The organism is uncultured Psychrobacillus sp. (assembly GCF_938022135.1).
Classification (GTDB): domain Bacteria; phylum Bacillota; class Bacilli; order Bacillales_A; family Planococcaceae; genus Psychrobacillus.
This window is the reverse complement of the sequence record NZ_CALIED010000072.1, coordinates 1-20,241: the sequence shown is the minus strand read 5'-3', so window position 1 is coordinate 20,241 and position 20,241 is coordinate 1. Positions and strand designations below refer to the sequence as shown.

The 20,241-nt window shown below is 38.4% G+C and carries 20 protein-coding genes; all 20 read left to right on the top strand.

Annotated features, from left to right (window positions below):
• The first annotated feature begins 546 nt into the window (after positions 1-546).
• A complete protein-coding gene (locus Q0371_RS14795; protein ID WP_169358559.1) occupies positions 547-909 on the top strand; it encodes an Asp23/Gls24 family envelope stress response protein in 363 nt (120 codons plus the stop codon).
• Positions 910-925: 16 nt separating this feature from the next.
• On the top strand, positions 926-2,578 hold the full coding sequence (locus tag Q0371_RS14790) for a DAK2 domain-containing protein (protein ID WP_251552922.1): 1,653 nt from the start codon (positions 926-928) through the stop codon (positions 2,576-2,578).
• A gap of 150 nt (positions 2,579-2,728) precedes the next feature.
• Positions 2,729-3,391 (top strand): L-serine ammonia-lyase, iron-sulfur-dependent subunit beta, encoded by a 663-nt coding sequence (sdaAB, locus tag Q0371_RS14785; protein WP_298472331.1) that lies wholly within the window; start codon positions 2,729-2,731, stop codon positions 3,389-3,391.
• An 11-nt stretch (positions 3,392-3,402) separates the two neighbouring features.
• Entirely contained in the window at positions 3,403-4,302 is a 900-nt protein-coding gene (gene sdaAA, locus Q0371_RS14780) for an L-serine ammonia-lyase, iron-sulfur-dependent, subunit alpha (protein WP_169358562.1), read from the top strand.
• The gene (gene recG / locus Q0371_RS14775) at positions 4,292-6,340 is read left to right on the top strand and encodes an ATP-dependent DNA helicase RecG (protein WP_298472329.1); all 2,049 of its coding nucleotides are present in this window, start codon (positions 4,292-4,294) and stop codon (positions 6,338-6,340) included. Before sdaAA ends, recG begins: the two co-directional genes overlap by 11 nt.
• 96 nt (positions 6,341-6,436) lie before the next feature.
• The gene (gene fapR, locus Q0371_RS14770; protein WP_298472327.1) at positions 6,437-7,003 is read left to right on the top strand and encodes a transcription factor FapR; all 567 of its coding nucleotides are present in this window, start codon (positions 6,437-6,439) and stop codon (positions 7,001-7,003) included.
• Between the two features lie 14 nt (positions 7,004-7,017).
• Positions 7,018-8,013 (top strand): phosphate acyltransferase PlsX, encoded by a 996-nt coding sequence (gene plsX / locus Q0371_RS14765; protein WP_169358565.1) that lies wholly within the window; start codon positions 7,018-7,020, stop codon positions 8,011-8,013.
• Entirely contained in the window at positions 8,006-8,956 is a 951-nt protein-coding gene (gene fabD / locus Q0371_RS14760) for an ACP S-malonyltransferase (protein WP_169358566.1), read from the top strand. The genes plsX and fabD overlap by 8 nt, the downstream gene beginning before the upstream one ends.
• Positions 8,949-9,695 (top strand): 3-oxoacyl-[acyl-carrier-protein] reductase, encoded by a 747-nt coding sequence (gene fabG / locus Q0371_RS14755; RefSeq protein WP_169358567.1) that lies wholly within the window; start codon positions 8,949-8,951, stop codon positions 9,693-9,695. The genes fabD and fabG overlap by 8 nt, the downstream gene beginning before the upstream one ends.
• Before the next feature lie 113 nt (positions 9,696-9,808).
• Complete coding sequence (acpP, locus tag Q0371_RS14750; RefSeq protein ID WP_169358568.1) at positions 9,809-10,045, top strand: acyl carrier protein; 237 nt, start codon at positions 9,809-9,811, stop codon at positions 10,043-10,045.
• A gap of 180 nt (positions 10,046-10,225) precedes the next feature.
• Entirely contained in the window at positions 10,226-10,984 is a 759-nt protein-coding gene (gene rnc, locus Q0371_RS14745; RefSeq protein ID WP_169358569.1) for a ribonuclease III, read from the top strand.
• 3 nt (positions 10,985-10,987) lie between these two features.
• The gene (gene smc, locus Q0371_RS14740) at positions 10,988-14,542 is read left to right on the top strand and encodes a chromosome segregation protein SMC (RefSeq protein ID WP_298472324.1); all 3,555 of its coding nucleotides are present in this window, start codon (positions 10,988-10,990) and stop codon (positions 14,540-14,542) included.
• A 15-nt stretch (positions 14,543-14,557) separates the two neighbouring features.
• The gene (gene ftsY / locus Q0371_RS14735) at positions 14,558-15,577 is read left to right on the top strand and encodes a signal recognition particle-docking protein FtsY (protein ID WP_169358571.1); all 1,020 of its coding nucleotides are present in this window, start codon (positions 14,558-14,560) and stop codon (positions 15,575-15,577) included.
• A gap of 70 nt (positions 15,578-15,647) precedes the next feature.
• Positions 15,648-15,974: a putative DNA-binding protein gene (locus Q0371_RS14730; RefSeq protein WP_169358572.1), complete on the top strand. Its 327-nt coding sequence runs from the start codon at positions 15,648-15,650 to the stop codon at positions 15,972-15,974.
• Positions 15,975-15,987: 13 nt separating this feature from the next.
• A complete protein-coding gene (gene ffh, locus Q0371_RS14725; protein WP_169358573.1) occupies positions 15,988-17,343 on the top strand; it encodes a signal recognition particle protein in 1,356 nt (451 codons plus the stop codon).
• Positions 17,344-17,445: 102 nt separating this feature from the next.
• Complete coding sequence (gene rpsP / locus Q0371_RS14720; RefSeq protein WP_053590001.1) at positions 17,446-17,718, top strand: 30S ribosomal protein S16; 273 nt, start codon at positions 17,446-17,448, stop codon at positions 17,716-17,718.
• Between the two features lie 14 nt (positions 17,719-17,732).
• Entirely contained in the window at positions 17,733-17,963 is a 231-nt protein-coding gene (locus Q0371_RS14715) for a KH domain-containing protein (RefSeq protein ID WP_169358574.1), read from the top strand.
• A gap of 110 nt (positions 17,964-18,073) precedes the next feature.
• On the top strand, positions 18,074-18,589 hold the full coding sequence (gene rimM / locus Q0371_RS14710) for a ribosome maturation factor RimM (RefSeq protein WP_251552918.1): 516 nt from the start codon (positions 18,074-18,076) through the stop codon (positions 18,587-18,589).
• Positions 18,589-19,317, top strand: a complete 729-nt coding sequence (trmD, locus tag Q0371_RS14705; protein ID WP_169358709.1) for a tRNA (guanosine(37)-N1)-methyltransferase TrmD — start codon at positions 18,589-18,591, stop codon at positions 19,315-19,317. The genes rimM and trmD overlap by 1 nt, the downstream gene beginning before the upstream one ends.
• 127 nt (positions 19,318-19,444) lie before the next feature.
• Positions 19,445-19,789, top strand: a complete 345-nt coding sequence (gene rplS, locus Q0371_RS14700; RefSeq protein ID WP_169358710.1) for a 50S ribosomal protein L19 — start codon at positions 19,445-19,447, stop codon at positions 19,787-19,789.
• Positions 19,790-20,241 lie beyond the last annotated feature (452 nt).

Genomic DNA, 20,241 nt, shown 5'->3' with positions numbered 1-20,241 from the left:
ATATTTCACATACTTTAATAATTTACCACAGACTCTTTTGATAAGCAAGTATATCAAGAAAAAAACCTTTACACTATAAAATAACAGTTTAGCTTCAGTAGTTACTTGCAGTGTCGGGGTTTACATAGTTACTATAGTAACAGATGGCGTTTGTACTGGAAAAATATTTTACTAAAAAATAACTTCATAAATGAATTTAAGAAACTAAGAGGTTTCAGGTTACTTGAAAAATAAGATAAAAAAGCAGGAGAAGAAATTGCTGATTTTCACTTTCTGCTTGATGAGCAATATGGATGCCCGTCATTAGCATACTCGAAAGCAATTCTGAATTATTTTTATTCAAGTCATAGAGCACCTTATTGCTATAATTACAGGTTGTATAGAAAATAACGTATAATGTATAAATCAAACCATCTTTTTTTTGAAAAGGAAGCGCTAAATAAAAACCACTTTTGCAAAAAGTAGACGAATAGAAACGTGTCTTTTATAATTTTAAAGGGTGTAGTACAATAAGGGATAGTCAAAAAGGACTTGGGAGGTTTCAACATGTCAATAGAATTAACAAATGAATTTGGGCACATTGATATATCACAAGATACTATTGCTCAAATTGCAGGCGGAGCAGCGATTGAATGCTATGGAATTGTTGGTATGGCATCAAAGCATCAAATCAGAGATGGTTTAACAGATATATTAAGAAAAGAGAACTTTACAAAAGGTGTAATTGTTAGACAGGAGAAAGATGATTTACATATCGATATGTATATAGTTGTAAGTTACGGAACAAAAATTTCTGAGATCGCTTATCAAGTCCAGTCTAAAGTTAAATACACGCTAAATAAATCTCTTGGTATGTCGGTGAAATCCGTAAATGTTTACGTACAAGGAGTTCGCGTGGCAAACGTGTGATTAAGGAGAGAAAACAATGAAATCAATCAATGGTAATCAATTTGCGGATATGGTCAAGATGGGAGCACATCATCTTTTCCAAAACGCTGACTATGTCGACGCATTAAACGTATTCCCTGTACCCGATGGTGATACAGGCACAAACATGAATCTTTCAATGACTTCAGGGGCTAAAGAGACAGCTGCTCATACTAGTGAGCATATTGGCAAAACAGCTCAAGCATTGTCCAAAGGTTTGCTAATGGGTGCTCGAGGAAACTCTGGAGTTATTTTATCGCAACTTTTTAGAGGCTTTGGAAAGTCGATTGAGCAGCATGCAACCTTAGATGCAAAACAATTTGCCCAAGCTTTACAGTATGGAGTAGAAACAGCTTACAAAGCTGTTATGAAACCAGTTGAGGGCACTATTTTAACTGTAGCAAAAGATTCAGCTAAAAAAGCAGTGGAAGCTAGTGAAACAATTACAGATATATCAGAACTAATGGCAGTTGTTGTAGAAGAGTCTAAACTATCACTAAACAGAACTCCAGATCTATTACCTGTTTTGAAAGAAGTAGGCGTAGTTGATAGTGGCGGACAAGGCTTAGTATTTGTTTATGAAGGTTTCCTTGCAAGCTTAAAGGGAGAAGCTCTTCCTGAGAGAACAATTAGTTCCTCTATGGACGATTTGGTTAGTGCTGAGCATCATAAAAGTGTTCAAGGATATATGGATACTGCTGACATTGAATTTGGTTTCTGTACAGAGTTCATGGTCCGTTTTGAAGAGGGCAAGAAAGCCTTTATCGAAAATGACTTCCGTAATGATTTAAGCGAATATGGTGACTCACTTTTAGTTATCTCGGATGATGAGATTGCTAAAATTCATATCCATTCTGAAACACCAGGTGAAGTCTTAACTTATGGTCAACAATATGGTGATTTAATTAAAATTAAAATTGAAAATATGCGTCAACAGCATACAGATATCGTAGGTGAAGGCCATTCTTCTAATACTGCTAAGAAAGCAGAAGTTCATCCTTATGCAGTAGTAACAGTTGCAATGGGAACAGGTGTCGCTGAATTATTGAAGAGTCTTGGAGCTTCAGCAGTGATAGAAGGTGGTCAGACAATGAATCCTTCTACTGAAGACATTGTAAAGGCGATTGAGTCTGTAGGAGCTGAGCGTGTACTAATCCTTCCTAATAACAAAAACATCGTAATGGCTGCTGAACAAGCTGCAGAGGTTCTAGGGATTGAGGCTGCGGTAGTGCCTACAAAAACAATTCCTCAAGGAATGGCAGCGATTTTAGCGTTTAACGCTCAAGCGACTGTTCAAGAAAACCAAAAGAATATGACCGATGCTTTTGCTCACGTTAAAACTGGTCAAGTTACTTTTGCTGTACGTGATACGTCAATTGACGGTGTAGAGATTAAAAAAGATGATTTTATGTCTTTAGCTGAAGGTAAAATTATACTTTCACAGCCATCTAGAGTGGAAGCTGCAACAAAGCTAGCAACAGAATTGATTGACGAGGATTCTGAAATTGTGACAGTTATTTACGGAGAAGATGTCACGGAAGAGGAAGCTGGGAAATTTGCTTCGTTTATTGAAGAGACCTTCGAAGATGTGGAAGTAGAGCTTTATAATGGTAAACAACCATTGTACCCATATATTTTATCAGTAGAATAAAACTAGTAATACTCCGCGTGGGAGAAATCCCACGCTTTTTTTTTAGCAAGAAATTTCAGAGTTCTTTGTAATCCTTTCGTACAATACTTTTGTTTAAAGTTCCCTAAAAGTGTAAAATAGAAATATCAACATGAAAGTGAGGTCTGTCAAATGAAATTTAAGTCTGTTTTTGACATTATTGGACCCGTTATGATTGGACCGTCCTCTTCCCATACTGCTGGAGCAGCACGAATAGGAAGGGTAGCAAGAGATTTATTTGGAAAGCAACCTACTTGGGCAAAAATCCATCTTTATGGCTCTTTTGCCGAAACATATAAAGGCCATGGTACAGATGTGGCGATCATCGGTGGCTTATTGGACTATGATACCTTTGATGAGCGTATTAAAACGTCGTTTAGTGAAGCAGAAAAGGTCGGTCTAACCTATGAGTTTATACCCGAGACAGGACATACTGAGCATCCGAATACAGCTAGAATTGTATTAGGAGACGACGAACGTGAAATGTCGGTGGTTGGTATTTCTATTGGTGGCGGGAAAACAGAAATAACAGAGCTAAATGGTTTTCCGTTAAGATTGTCAGGCAACTTGGCTGCGATATTAGTTGTTCACAATGACCGTTCGGGATGTATTGCAAGCGTTGCCAATTGTTTAGCTAAGCACAATATTAATATCGGTCACATGGAAGTTTCTCGAAAAGAGAAAGGAAATATGGCATTGATGGTAATTGAAGTGGATCAAAATGTTAGTAAAGATATTTTAGATGAAATTACAACTCTACCTAACATAACGAAGGTTACGAGAATTGTAGATTAAGGAGGGTTATGATGGAAGTCTTATTTCGCAATGTGCGAGAATTAGTAGAAAAAGCTGAAAAAGAAAATAAGCTTATATCTGAGATTATGATAGAACAAGAAATTCTTATTACAGAACGCACTCGTGAAGAAATCATGTCACAAATGGATCGTAATCTGACAGTTATGGAAGAAGCAGTAGAAAAGGGACTAAAGGGAGTTCGTTCCACTTCTGGATTAACTGGTGGAGACGCTGTTCTTTTGCAAGCTTATATGAAAAAGGGGAATTCCCTTTCTGGAGAACTGATGCTAGATGCTGTAAGTAAAGCTGTAGCTACGAATGAAGTAAATGCGGCGATGGGAACTATTTGTGCTACACCTACAGCGGGCTCGGCAGGAGTAGTCCCAGGAACTCTATTTGCGGTAAAAAACAAGCTGAACCCGACTCGTGAGCAAATGATCAGATATTTATTTACAGCAGGGGCATTTGGATTTGTTGTAGCGAACAACGCTTCTATATCTGGCGCTGCAGGAGGCTGCCAGGCAGAAGTTGGATCAGCGGCTGGTATGGCTGCCGCGGCGATAGTAGAGATGGCTGGAGGGACTCCTGCCCAAAGCTCTGAGGCATTTGCTATAACTTTAAAAAATATGCTTGGATTAGTATGCGATCCAGTTGCAGGGCTAGTAGAAGTACCATGTGTGAAAAGAAATGCGATGGGAGCCTCTAATTCCTTAGTGGCAGCAGATATGGCACTCGCGGGGGTAACAAGTCGTATTCCTTGTGATGAAGTAATCGATGCTATGTATAAAATAGGCCAAACGATGCCAACAGCATTAAAAGAAACTGCTCAAGGAGGCTTAGCTGCTACACCAACAGGAAAATGGCTAGAAGCTAAAATCTTTGGTGGGGCTGTGGTCAGCAGTGGAAAATAAGAGAAGCAGTTTAGTTACTTCTCTAAAGGGTGTAGGTGCAGGAACAGCTAAAGCCTTAGAGGAACTAGGAATAGTTACACTAGATGATTTAGTAATGACCTTTCCTTATAGGCATGAGGATTTTCGATTAAAAAACCTAGCAGAAACTGCCCATAATGAGAGAGTAACTGTAGAAGGAAGGGTCGAAAGTGAACCTTCTCTTCTTTTTTTAGGAAAAAATAAATCCAGACTGCAGGTTCGATTGTTGGCAGGCCAGCATTTGATCAAGGCTGTTTTTTTCAATCAAGCTTATTTGAAATCTAAAATAACTCCAGGTTCTGTCATTACTGTTACTGGTAAATGGGATAGAGGACGACAAGTTATTAATGTTTCGACGTTCTCAGTAGGACCAAAGACAGACCAACAGGATTTTGAACCTGTCTATTCGTTAAAAGGCTCCATAAGCCAGAAAGTTTTTAGAAGATTTATGCGGCAGGCGTTAGATGAGTTAAAAGGGGATATCATGGATCCTTTGCCGGAGTCTATCCGCTCGATGTATAAATTGCCTGAAATGGTGGAGGCTCTCGAGGGAATTCACTTCCCGCTGGATGCTGAACATTCCAAAAATGCTAGAAGACGGTTTGTTTACGAGGAATTACTTAACTTCCAGTTGAAAATGCAGGCCATTAAAAAGGTACGCAAAGAACAAAATGTTGGAAATGGCGTTTCCTTTGATAATGAACGAGTGAAAAAGCTAATTGAATCCTTACCTTATGAGTTGACTGATGCACAAAAGAGAGTAGTTAATGAGATTTGTCGTGACTTGAAAGCACCTAATCGAATGAACAGACTTTTGCAGGGAGATGTAGGCTCAGGGAAAACTGTAGTTGCTGCAATCTGTTTATATGCCGTCATAACGGCAGGTTATCAAGGTGCTTTGATGGCTCCGACGGAAATTTTGGCGGAGCAACATGCAGCTTCCTTAGATGAGTGGCTCTCACCTATTGGTGTAAGAATAGCGCTATTAACTGGCTCTACTAGGCAAAAGGCAAGAAGAATCGTGCTAGAAAATTTAGCAGCGGGTAATATTGATTTACTCATAGGTACACATGCGTTGATTCAACCTGATGTTTCATTTAAAAATCTTGGTTTAGTTATTACTGACGAACAACATCGTTTTGGTGTGGCTCAAAGAAGAGTTTTAAAAGAAAAAGGAGAAAATCCAGATGTACTTTTTATGACAGCGACACCTATTCCGCGCACCTTAGCCATAACAGCTTTTGGGGAAATGGATGTTTCTGTCATTGATCAGATGCCGGCAGGAAGAAAATCCATTGATACTCATTGGATGAAGGAAGATCAGCTTCCTAAACTTATAGGTCGTCTTAAGAAAGAGTTGGCTAATGGCAGACAAGCCTACATCATTTGCCCTCTAATTGAGGAGTCCGAGAAATTAGACGTCCAAAATGCGGTGGATGTTTATAATATGATGTCTTATGAGCTCGGAAAAGATTACTCGGTTGGCTTGATGCACGGACGGCTTCATCCTGACGAAAAAGATGAAGTGATGAGGAATTTTACGGAGGGGCATATTCAAGTATTAGTCTCGACAACGGTAGTTGAGGTCGGAGTAAACGTTCCTAATGCATCCTTTATGATTATATTTGATGCAGAGCGCTTTGGACTAGCGCAGCTACACCAACTACGTGGTAGAGTTGGGCGTGGAGAACACCAATCGTACTGTATCCTTCTTGCTGATCCTAAGACAGAAGAAGGGAAAGAACGAATGATGTCCATGACGGAGACGAATGATGGTTTTGTCTTGGCAGAGAAAGATTTAGAGCTACGAGGACCTGGTGACTTCTTTGGGAAAAAACAAAGTGGATTACCTGAGTTTAAAATAGCAGATTTAGTTCATGATTATCGTGCATTAAATACAGCGAAAATAGATGCCGAGCGTTTATTGGAATCTGAGCACTTTTGGAATTCCGATGAAATGGAAGGTCTACGGAATGCCTTGGTTGACTCTAAAGCACTAGATGGGGAAAGAATTGATTAAAAAGAATGCAAGGATGAACTAAATCATTTCTTGCATTCTTTTTTTATTGTTTATATACTGATATTAGTACCAAGTGCTAAAATGGTGGTGAATAGCTTGAAATATACGAAAAAAGAAAGACAAAGGCTTTTACTAGAAACGCTAGATAAAAACCCTTTTATAACAGACGAAAACCTGGCGGCAACTTTTCATGTAAGCGTGCAAACCATACGATTAGATCGAATGGAGTTATCCATCCCAGAATTGCGTGAGAGGATTAAATCAGTTGCAGCTCATAATTTTGAAGAAGAGGTAAAGTCTCTCCCAATTGATGAGGTTATTGGAGAAATTATAGATATAGATTTAGACAAACAGGCAATATCACTATTAGATATTAAGCAGGACCATGTGTTTGCAAGGAACGGTATTGCACGGGGACATCATCTTTTTGCACAAGCAAACTCATTGGCTGTAGCTGTTATTAATGACGAACTGGCCTTAACTAGAAAATCTAATATTACATTTGTGAAGCCTGTAAAAGTCGGTGATCGTGTTATTGCAAAAGCAGTTGTCCTATCTAATGACACTGAGAAGAAAAATACAGTTATTCAAGTGACAAGTAAGGTAGAAAATGAGACTGTTTTTGTTGGAGAATTTAATATGTATAGAGAAACTATGAAGTAAAAAGGTGTGTAAAAATGAAAATATCGATAGATGCAATGGGCGGAGACAACGCCCCTCATGAAATAGTAAAGGGAGCCTATGAGGCTCTAGAAGCTTTTGACGATTTGAACATTATCTTATATGGTGATGAAAGTAAATTAGAATCACTTGTAACTAAGCATGACCGCTTGACCGTAGTTCATACCGATGAAGTGATTGAAGGAACTGATGAGCCTGTTAGAGCTATTCGTAGAAAGAAAAATTCCTCGATGGTTAAAATGGCTGAATCGGTGAAAAATGGTGAGGCAGATGCATGTGTTTCTGCGGGTAACACAGGGGCTCTAATGGCAGCGGGACTTTTTGTAGTTGGTAGGATAGATCAAGTAGATCGTCCAGCGCTTGCTCCCACCCTCCCAACAATAGACGGGAAAGGGTTTGTAATGCTTGACCTTGGTGCAAATTCAGATGCCAAACCGGAACATTTACAGCAATTTGCTGTAATGGGAAGTGTGTATGCAGAAAAAGTGCGTGGTATTCAAAACCCTCGAGTTGGCCTACTGAATATAGGAACCGAAGACAAAAAAGGAAATGAGCTTACTAAAGCCGCGTTTTTACTGTTGAAAGAGACACCTGTGAATTTTATAGGAAATGTTGAATCTAGAGATCTTTTAAATGGCGTAGCTGATGTAGTAGTAACAGATGGATTTACAGGCAATATGGTATTAAAAACGATTGAAGGTACGGCCGCGGCGATGTTTACCTTGCTGAAAGAAGCTTTTAATACATCGACAAAAACAAAAATATCAGCGTTGCTAGTAAAAGATCAGTTAAAAGGTATTAAAAATAAATTGGATTACTCTGAGTACGGTGGAGCTGGGCTATTTGGATTAAAGGCTCCAGTTATTAAAGCACATGGTTCCTCTAATAGCAGAGCAATTTTTCATGCGATCAGACAAGCACGGACAATGGTAGAAAATAATGTTTCTGAGATTATTTACACTACATTACGAAAGGAATCTTCCGATGACTAAAATTGCTTTTATATTTCCTGGACAGGGGTCTCAATCAGTAGGGATGGGGCAACAGCTAATAGAAAACAACAGTGAAAGTAAAAAGATTTATGAATCAGCAGATCAAAAATTAGGTTTTTCTTTATCAGATATTATGTTGAATGGACCGGCTGAGGAGTTGACTAAAACCTACCATGCACAGCCTGCTTTACTTACAACCAGTACAATGATTGCAAAATTATTAATCGAGGCTGGAATTACTCCAGATTATACAGCTGGGCATAGCTTGGGAGAATATTCTGCTTTAGTTGCCTCTGGGGCAATTAGTTTTGAGGATGCGGTATTATTAGTTCATAGACGTGGTCTTTTCATGAATGAAGCTGTACCGGCAGGAGAAGGAACAATGGCAGCCATATTAGGATTAGATGCTACTTCTTTAGCTGAGGTAACTCAAAAGGTTACGCAAGCTGGTGACATTGTGCAAATTGCTAATCTTAATTGTCCTGGTCAAATTGTTATTTCTGGTACAGCAGAAGGAGTCAAAAAAGCTTCTGAACAAGCGAAAGAAGCAGGGGCTAAAAGAGCAATTCCTTTAACTGTGAGTGGTCCCTTCCATTCTGAATTAATGAGACCTGCTGCACATAAATTAGATGAGGCAATCAATTCTATTAAACTTTCAACTGCAAAACCTCCAGTAATTTCTAATGTTACGGCGCTTCCTGTAGAGGATGCAGCGGACGTGAAGTCCCTATTGGTCGAACAATTATATTCGCCCGTTCGTTGGGAAGAATCGATTCAACAAATGCTTGATCTTGGTGTCAACGTCTTTATTGAATGTGGTCCAGGTAAAGTGCTGAGTGGCTTAGTAAAAAAAATAGATCGATCTGTTACAACTTATTGTGTATATGACGAGGCTTCCTTCCAGCAAGCCATTACGGAAATAGGAGAGGTTATCAATGGGTAAATTAGAAGGCAAATCTGCAATTGTAACAGGTGCTTCTCGTGGAATCGGTAAGGATATAGCTATTTACTTAGCAAACGAGGGAGCTAAGGTAGTAGTCAATTATAGTGGCAGCAAAGAGAAAGCAGAAGCCGTTGTGGAAGAAATAAAAGCGCGCGGAGGAATTGCCTTTGCTGCTCAAGCTAATATTGACCAAGCCGATGATGTTCAACGTTTAGTCAAGCAAACTTTAGAAGTCTTCGGATCTATTGATATTTTAGTTAACAACGCTGGTATCACACGTGATAATCTAATTATGCGCATGAAGGAACAGGAATGGGACGATGTATTGAATACGAACCTAAAAGGGGTATTTCTCTGCACAAAAGCTGTTACGAGACAAATGATGAAACAACGAAATGGTCGTATTATTAATATAACTTCTATTGTTGGAGTTTCTGGAAATGCTGGACAGGCTAATTATGTTGCGGCTAAGGCTGGTGTCATTGGTCTAACGAAATCTTCTGCAAAAGAATTAGCGAGTCGTAATATAACTGTTAACTCGGTTGCACCTGGATTTATAACTACTGATATGACGGATGCTCTTCCTGAAGAAGTTAAAAGTCAAATGTTGAGCCAAATTCCTTTAGCGAAGTTTGGAAATCCAGAAGACATAGCAAAAGCAGTAGCATTTTTGGCATCAGAGGATGCTAATTATATTACTGGGCAAACGCTTCATGTTAATGGCGGTATGTATATGTAATGACCATCTGTAACTTAATAAGCACGATCTGATGTAAGTATTTATATTTCATGTGAATTAGCCTTTCATAGACTAAAAGTTTTTTGTATAATCATTGAGGGGAGGTGACAAATTTGTCAACAGTTTTAGAACGTGTAACTAAAGTGATCGTTGATCGTCTAGGTGTAGACGAGAGCGAAGTAAAATTAGAAGCATCTTTCCGTGATGATTTAGGTGCTGACTCACTAGATGTAGTGGAGTTAGTGATGGAACTTGAAGATGAGTTCGATATGGAAATTTCGGATGAGGATGCGGAGAATATTTCTACTGTGGGTAACGCAGTTAGCTATATTGAAAGCAAGCAAGGCTAATATTAAATAGTCACCTTTATATATATATTCTTTATATAAAGGTGAATTAAGTTAAATAGCAACAGAGACGTTTTTACTATTCGTATGAATAATTAAAAGCGTCTCTATTTCTTTTTGCACATTGCTATAGAAACAGGTAAACTTAAACAGATAGATGTTAAGTAAGAAAGGCAGATCAGGATGAAAGTAAATAGAAAAAGCAACCACCCTAAAAAAACAGGGTTCCCAGAGAGTGTTAAACAACAGTTTCAAAAATTTCAAAGTCATTTTGAAATCGAGTTCAATAATCCAACATTATTGTATCAAGCCTTTACCCATTCATCTTATGTGAATGAGCATCGACGTAAATTTTTCACCGATAATGAGCGTTTAGAGTTTCTAGGAGATGCCGTATTAGAATTATCTGTTTCTCAATACTTATTCCAGCAATACGAGGTTATGAGTGAGGGGCAGCTTACAAAGCTTCGAGCAGCGATTGTTTGTGAGCCTTCTTTAGTTGTGTTTGCAAACGAATTAGGATTTGGTAAGTATGTGCTCCTTGGAAAAGGAGAAGAGTTAACTGGCGGACGTGAAAGACCGGCACTTTTAGCGGACGTATTCGAAGCATTTATCGGTGCATTATATTTGGATCAAGGATTAGAGGTAGTCGTTTCCTTTTTGGAAAAGATTGTCTTCCCTAAAATCGAAGTCGGTGCTTTTTCGCATGTGATGGATTATAAAAGCCAACTACAAGAAGTCATTCAACAAAAAAACAATGGTGCACTTAGCTATGAAATTGTAGAAGAAAAGGGTCCGGCACATAACCGTACCTTTGTTTCGCGTGTTATTTTAAATACAACGGAACTTGGCGTCGGAATAGGACGTTCTAAAAAAGAAGCAGAGCAACAAGCAGCTAGACTAGCGATACTCGCAATAAAGGATCAAGAACAGGGGGAATAATCGTTGTTCCTTAAGAGATTAGAAATTATAGGATTTAAATCATTTGCAGATCGAGTTGGGATAGATTTTGTCCCGGGAGTAACTGCAGTGGTAGGTCCGAACGGTAGTGGGAAGAGTAATGTTACAGATGCAATCAGATGGGTGCTAGGTGAGCAATCTGCCAAATCACTTCGTGGAACAAAGATGGAAGATGTTATCTTTGCAGGGAGCGATTCAAGAAAGGCGTTAAACTTTGCAGAGGTTACCTTAATATTAGACAATTCTGATCGTCGTGTTCCATTAGATTTTACTGAAATAAGTGTTACGAGAAGGGTTTACCGGTCAGGAGATAGTGAATATCTTCTAAACAAGCAAACGTGTAGATTGAAAGATATTATAGATTTATTTATGGATTCCGGTCTTGGAAAAGAAGCGTTCTCTATTATTTCACAGGGACGTGTTGATGAAATACTAAATAGCAGACCTGAAGACAGAAGAACGATATTTGAGGAGACCGCCGGTGTCCTTAAGTATAAACAACGTAAGAAAAAAGCAGAATTTAAGCTGATAGAAACGGATGATAACTTAAATCGAGTGCTTGATATTCTCCATGAACTAGATGGTCGAATGGAGCCACTCAAAATTCAATCATCTCTTGCTACAGATTATTTAGAGATGTCTACAGAACTAAAGGATATTGAAATAGCAGTTATTGCTCATGACTTAAATCTTTTTGTCCAAGAAAGTACAGATCTACATAATCAGCTTCAACAAATAGAAGAGCAAAAAACAGCGCTTTTGACGAAGATTAGTAATGCAGAGTCAGATATTTTATCCATAAGAAGAACCATTAGTTCTACAGATGAAAAGCTAGACAAGGAACAGACTGAGTTACTGGAGGTAAGTTCTGAATTAGAACGTCTAGAGGGAAGAAAACTGTTGCTTGCTGAGAAAAAACAAAATGCTAGTCAGCAAATATCGCAGTTAAGAAGAGCTTTGGAAGAAGAAAAGACGAGACTTCAAGTACTTGAAAAACAGCTAGAAGAAAATATTTCTTCTAGCACTAAAAAGAAACTGTCATTAAAAGAACTTCGAGCAAAAAAATTACAAATCGATCATGTTCTTAGTAGGTCAGCTTCAGAGGTTGAAGAGGAAATTGAGACTTTGAAGGGCACTTACATTGATTTGTTAAATGAAGAAGCAACAATGAAGAATGAAATGAAGCATATGGAGCAGCAGCTTCAATTTGAACTAGTGTCTTCTGAGAAAATTATTGAAGATTATCGGGAGATCAAAGACGAGTTAGAAAAGCTTACAAATCGAAAAAAAGAGATAGAGAAGCAGCTGGAAGCATGTCAAAAAGACTTAGCACAAAAGGTGCATGACTTTAAAACAAAGCGAGAATCATCGGAGCATTTAGAAGCCTCTTATGAAGAACAGCAAACGTTGCTTCAAAAAGCCTATCAAATGAAGCATCAAATGCAGGCTAGAAAGGATTCTTTACAAGAGCTTGAATCCGAGTTTTCAGGGTATTTCCAGGGAGTTAAGGAAGTATTAGTTGCTCGTGATAAAAAAGAGCTCAAAGGGATTCATGGCGCAGTAGCTGAACTAATCCAAATTCCATCTAACTATATGAATGCAATTGACACAGCTATTGGCCAGCAGTCTCAGCATATTATTACTGATACTAGTCAGGATGCACGTATGGCTATTGATTGGCTGAAAAAGAAAAGAGTTGGAAGAGCTACCTTCCTTCCACTTCAGGTTATGAAGTCGCGTAAATTGAATGAGCAGACGCTGTCTCCGATCAAGGAGCATCCATCTTTTGTGAATACGGCAGACATGCTTGTCAATTACAATACAGACTATAAAATAATCATTGAAAGTTTACTAGGTAATATTATTATTGCAAAAGATTTAAAGGGTGCAAACGAAATGGCGGCACGTCTTCAATTTAGATACCGTTTCGTAACACTTGACGGTGATGTTGTAAATGCAGGAGGCTCCTTGACAGGGGGGTCTGTAAAACAACAGTCATCTGTCTTTACACGAAAAGCTGAGTTAGAGCAATTAAATGATAAGCTTGTAGAACTAGAACAATCCGTACTTCAAGCAGAAAAATCAGTTGCTCATAAAAAACAGCAAGTTCAACAGATTAAAATTGCATTAGAGGAAGCGCGTCTCTCTGGGGAAGCTTTGCGAGAAGAAGAGCATAAACTATTGTCAGAAGACAGAGAATGTGGAGCTATAATTTCTCGTTTAACCAATCGCTTGCTTGAATTTGATGAGGTTCAAACTGAAAAGAATAACCTGCATGAGAATCTAGTTCGTAAAAAAGAACAAACAGCTAAGCGTAGTGCGGAGATTAATGAATCGTTAGCTTCCATTCAAAAAACTATCGATCAACTGCAACTGTTAAAGCAGCAGTCTATGCAAGAAAAAGATAAAGTACAAAATGAACTTGGCGAACTGCTGTCCTCTATTGCTGTAGTAAATGAGCAAGTGACGCAACAAGAGAAAGAAAAGAAACAGCTGGAACAGGATATTCAATATTGTGTTCAAAAAGTTGGTACTTTAGAAAAAGAGATCAGCTGGTTTGAGAATGATGACCAAACAGGTCCATCTCCAGAACAAATTGACCAAATGATTGCCACTAACAAACAGAAAAAAGATTATTTACAGGGGCAAATAACGAAGGACAAAGAGAAAAGAATTGGACTTTCTCAAAGAGTAAACGAATCTGAAGGCCAATTAAAGATGCTACAGCAACATTTAAGTATCTTTTCTAACGACGAGCGTGCATTAGAACTAAGGTTGAGCAAGCTGGAGGTGGAAACTAATTCACTTCAAACACATCTAGAAGAGACGTATGAAATGTCCCTGGATGAAGCAAAGCGAGACTATCCTTTTGACATGGATGAGGAGCTTGCTCGCAAAAAAGTAAAACTATTAAAACGTTCTATAGAAGAGCTTGGACCTATTAACTTAGGGTCTATACAGGAATACGAGCAAGTCAGCGAACGTCACTCGTTCTTAACAGAACAAAGAGAGGATTTGCTTTCTGCTCAAGATACATTGCATGAGGTTATTAAAGAGATGGACGAAGAAATGACTATACGCTTTGAATCTACGTTTAATGACATTCAAAGAAACTTTAAGGTAGTGTTTAGACAGTTATTTGGTGGCGGACAGGCAGACTTAATTTTAACTGATCCTACCTCCATGTTGGATACGGGGATAGATATAGTGGCACAGCCTCCAGGCAAAAAGCTACAGAATCTTTCTTTATTGTCGGGTGGAGAACGAGCGCTAACTGCTATTGCCTTGTTATTTTCAATTCTACATACTCGTCCTGTACCTTTCTGTATCCTGGATGAAGTGGAAGCTGCTTTAGACGAGGCAAACGTTACGCGTTATAGCGACTATTTAAAGAAATTTAGTCATGATACGCAGTTTATCGTCATTACCCACCGTAAGGGTACGATGGAGGGGGCAGATGTACTGTATGGTATCACTATGCAGGAATCTGGGATTTCCAAGCTTGTATCTGTAAAATTAGAAGAAGAATTAGTCACTTAAATAGGAGGTTCTACTGTGAGCTTTTTTAAAAAAATGAAAGAAAAAATGTTGGGCTCTACACCAGAGGCTGAAGAAACAGTTTCGATTACCAATAAATTTAAAGAAGGACTATCGAAAACGCGAAATCAATTTACTTCTAAAGTAAATGATTTAGTAGCAAAATATCGTAAGGTAGATGAGGATTTCTTTGAGGAGCTTGAAGAAATTTTGCTTCAAGCAGATGTTGGATTTGAAACCGTAGTGGAGTTAATGGACAAATTACGTTTTGAGGTTCAGCGTAAAAATATTAAAGATACTGCCGGAATCCAATCTGTTATTTCTGAAAAACTTGTTGAGATATATGAGGCTGGTGATGAGGATCTAACAGAGCTTCACATCGAAGAAGAAGGACTAACAGTTATCTTATTTGTCGGTGTTAATGGAGTTGGTAAAACAACTACTATCGGTAAACTCGCACATCGTCTAAATGGAGAAGGAAAAAAAGTAATGCTTGCTGCTGGGGACACTTTCCGAGCAGGTGCTATTGATCAACTTCAAGTGTGGGGCGATCGTGTAGGTGCAGAGGTTATAAAACAGGCAGAAGGTTCGGATCCGGCTGCTGTTATGTATGATGCTATTCGTGCTGCCAAAAACAGAAAAGCTGATGTGCTTATTTGTGATACAGCAGGTCGTTTGCAAAATAAAGTAAACCTGATGAATGAGTTGGAAAAAATTCACCGAGTTATTACTAGAGAAGTGCCTAATGCTCCGCATGAAGTATTGTTAGCATTAGACGCCACTACAGGACAAAATGCGCTTGTTCAGGCACAGACATTTAAAGAAGTGACCAATGTTACTGGAATTGTGTTAACAAAGCTTGACGGTACTGCAAAAGGCGGTATAGTCCTTGCTATCCGCAATAAGCTACATATACCAGTTAAATTTGTTGGTCTCGGAGAGCAAATGGATGACCTACAGCCATTTGATGCAGAAAAATATGTTTATGGATTATTTGCTGAAGGGTTAGAACTAGAAGAAACATCAGAAGACAAGTAATTTTACTTGACAGTTAAAGCTAGTCTTTATAAACTATTAGATGAACCATTCATGGTAAGGAGAGATGGGAATGATTGAAAAAACGACTCGTATGAATTTTCTCTTCGATTTTTACCAGGCTTTATTGACAGATAAACAACGAAGCTATATGCAGCTTTATTATTTAGATGATTTATCACTCGGCGAAATTGCAGAGGAATATAATATATCCAGACAGGCTGTTTATGACAATATACGTCGCACTGAAATGATGCTGGAAGAGTATGAAGAAAAGTTAAATCTTTTTTCCAAATTCGAAAAAAGACAAGAAACGACTAAACAGCTTATGCAAATAGCAAATGAACAATCATCAGAAGAACTGACTCAACTCATTGAGCAATTAAAAGAATGGGATTAGGAGGCGAGCTTGCATGGCATTTGAAGGTTTAGCTGAGCGTCTCCAAGGGACGATTCAGAAAATCAAAGGTAAAGGCAAAATTTCTGAGGCTGATGTTAAAGAAATGATGCGTGAAGTTCGTTATGCACTACTGGAAGCAGACGTTAACTTAAAAGTGGTAAAAGAATTTGTTAAAAACGTCTCTGAACGGGCTGTTGGGCAAGAAGTGATGAAAAGCTTAACTCCAGGTCAGCAGGTCATTAAAATCGTAAAAGATGAATTGACCCAGCTAATGGGAGGCGAGCAGAGCCAGATCGCATTCTCTTCAAGACCCCCTACTGTTATTATGATGGTCGGATTACAGGGTGCTGGTAAAACCACCACTACTGGTAAACTTGCAAATGTACTTCGAAAAAAGTATAACAAGAAGCCTTTGTTAATTGCTGCGGATATTTATCGTCCAGCAGCAGTGAAACAGCTTGAAACGATTGGAAAACAACTCTCCTTACCAGTATTCCAAATGGGTACGGACATTTCTCCTGTAGAAATAGTGAAGCAGGGTCTTGAGCATGCAAAGGAAGAACATTATGATGTAGTGATTGTCGATACAGCAGGGCGTTTACACATTGATGAAACTTTGATGCAAGAGCTTAAAGATATTCGTGCATTAAAAGAGCCGGACGAAGTGTTCTTGGTTGTAGATGCAATGACAGGGCAGGATGCGGTCAATGTAGCTAACAATTTTAATGACTCTATTGGTATAACAGGGGTCGTACTTACGAAATTAGATGGTGATACACGCGGTGGGGCAGCCCTTTCCATCCGTTCCATTACTCAAAAACCTATTAAATTTGTAGGTATGGGTGAAAAAATGGATGCTTTAGAGACTTTCCATCCAGAACGCATGGCATCCCGTATTTTAGGCATGGGAGACATGATGTCCTTAATCGAAAAGGCTCAAGCTAATGTTGACGAAGAAAAAGCGAAGGAACTGGAAGAAAAGTTCCGTACGCAATCTTTTACGTTCGATGATTTCCTGGAGCAACTAAGCCAAGTGAAGCAAATGGGACCTCTTGACGAGATTTTAAAAATGCTCCCAGGGGCAAATAAAATTAAGGGATTGGAAAATGCGAAAGTTGATGAGAAGCAAATGGATCGTGTCGAAGCCATTATTTATTCAATGACTACGCAGGAGAAAACTAACCCTGAAATTATTAACGGAGCTCGAAAAAAGAGAATTGCTAAAGGATCAGGAACATCTATTCAAGACATTAATAGACTTCTAAAGCAATTTGAAGAGATGAAAAAGATGATGAAGCAAATGACAAATATGCAACAAAAAGGAAAGAAAAAGATGAAAATGCCAGGATTTGATTCTCTTTTTAAGTAATTTTCCTTAAAAAAATAAGGTGTTAAGAAAAAACACTTTACAAACATTTAAAACCTTGATAATATACTATCTTGTGTGAAACTATTCGGAGGTGCAATAAAAATGGCAGTTAAAATTCGTTTAAAACGTATGGGAGCTAAAAAATCTCCTTTCTATCGTATTGTAGTAGCAGACTCTCGCTCACCACGTGACGGTCGTCAAATTGAAACAGTAGGTACTTACAACCCACTTACTAAACCAGCAGAAGTTAAAATTAACGAAGAATTAGCGTTAAAATGGCTTCAAGATGGTGCGAAACCATCTGATACAGTACGTAACTTGTTCTCTGAACAAGGAATCATGGAAAAATTCCATAACGCAAAACTCGGCAAATAATCGGAGGGGACATTGTGAAGCAGCTGATCGAAGCAATCGTTAAACCATTAGTTGATTATCCAGACAAAGTTCAGGTGGTAAAGGACGAAAGTGCAAACCGTATAGTTTACAAACTTTCTGTTCATCCTGAAGATATGGGAAAAGTAATTGGCAAACAAGGCCGAGTAGCTAAATCTATTCGTACAATTGTTTACTCAGCAGCAGGCAGTCACCAAAAGAAAACATATGTCGATATATTAGATTAACTTCACTTGTGAAGCTAATACCTCAGGGAAGAAATTCTAAAGAGGTAAATGTAATATGAGAAGAGGGAGAACACTTTGTTCTTCCTTTTTTGATAGGAGGAATTTATTCAATGGAATGGTACAATGTTGGAAAAATCGTCAATACCCACGGAATTTGGGGAGAGGTTCGTGTCATTTCTACTACTGACTTTCCAGATGAGCGTTATCAGGTAGGAAATGAGCTTGGTCTTTTTAAAAAAGATGGATCTAAACCAATCATCGTTAAAATTACAAGCTACCGTAAGCATAAAAATTTTGATTTGTTAACTTTTGACGGTTATACCTTACTGAAAGATGTAGAAGGCTTTCGTGATGCAACGTTAAAAGTATCTGAGAAGTATCTAACAGAGTTAGAAGAAAATGAATACTACTATCATGAAATTATTGGCTGTACGATTGTTTCTACCGAGGGTGAGACAATTGGAACCGTTACTGAAATACTTCAAACTGGAGCAAATGACGTATGGACTGTGCAGCCGGTCAAAGGGAAGACACACTATATTCCATATATTGAGGATGTAGTGAAAAAAATAGATGTGGATAAAAAAGAAATCACGATTGAGGTACTGGAAGGTTTATTGTCATGATGAAAATTCATATTCTTTCGCTTTTTCCAGAGATGTTCACGGGAGTGTTCAACTCATCTATTTTGAAAAAAGCGCAGGATAAAAATGAGGTATCGATTGATGTAGTGAACTTCCGAGACTATTCTGGTAACAAGCATCATCAGGTTGATGATTATCCCTATGGTGGTGGGGCAGGGATGGTATTAAAGCCAGAACCTATTTTTAACGCCATTGAGGCTCTTCCTCCAAGCTCTAGTGGGAACAGACGGATTATATTGCTCTGCCCCCAAGGAGAACGCTTTAATCAGCAAAAAGCAGAGGAATTAGCGAAGGAAGAGGAGCTTGTTTTTATATGTGGTCATTACGAGGGCTACGATGAGCGAATTAGGGAGCATTTAGTTACAGACGAAATTTCAATTGGAGATTTTGTTTTAACCGGTGGAGAATTAGCTGCTATGACTGTAGTAGATAGTGTTGTGAGATTACTCCCCAATGTTCTTGGCAAAGCCGCTTCCCATGAGCAAGATTCTTTTTCTACGGGCTTGCTAGAGCATCCACATTATACTCGACCAGTAGAATATCGCGGCTACAAGGTTCCAGATGTGTTGCTGTCTGGAAACCATGCAGCTATCGACCAATGGAGAAGAGAGCAGTCTCTTAAACGAACGTTCGAAAGAAGGAAAGACCTTCTAGAAAATGCAGAACTAACAGATACTGAAAAAAGAATGCTTCAATTAAAAGAGTTATAATTTATAATTGCATATAGCCAGTCAATATGATATATTTTACTATGTACTTTTATGTGAAGTACTGATTTTGGGTGTTCCGCTGCAACAGCTATGTGTGTAAGAGCATTCTATATAAGGAGAGAAAATGATGCAAAACATTATTTCAGAAATCACAAAAGATCAATTACGTACAGATCTTCCTACATTCCGCCCAGGTGACACAGTTCGTGTACACGTTAAGGTTGTTGAGGGAACTCGCGAACGTATCCAAATGTACGAAGGTGTTGTAATTAAACGTCGTGGAGGCGGAATTAGCGAAACTTTTACAGTTCGTAAAATCTCTTCCGGTGTTGGTGTAGAACGTACTTTCCCAGTACACACACCAAAAATTGCTAACCTAGAAGTTATTCGTCGTGGTAAAGTTCGTCGTGCTAAATTGTACTACCTACGTGAACTACGCGGTAAAGCTGCTCGTATTAAAGAGCGTCGCTAATAGTGTAAGTAAGGCAAAATTGCCTGATGTGAATGTTGCAGGAAAAAGTGATCTCACTTTTGCTGCAACATTTTTTTCTTTGTGGATAATTATTGTATTTAAGAGAAGTATATAGATTATCTATTTTTAAAGTAGTTGTTAAGATAACCCGTCAGTGTTTTCGAAGTGAGGTAACTAGCAGAACGTATCGGCCAAGAGTAGCAATTAAATACATATACTAATTGGGAAGCGTATAGAAAGTGATCATTGAGATTGATTGGTTTTTTTATAAGCTTTGTTAAAGTTAATGGTGGATTTTGACTAACAATTCTTTTTTATAGTGACTGTAAACATTCAAATCGCTATTAAGAACATAAATAGATTATGAAATTGGGATTGGGTACAGTTTTTCGGCTTTATTTTATGCGAGTAAATTTATAAGCAATTTATCGATGCATCAAAGATGTTCCTTT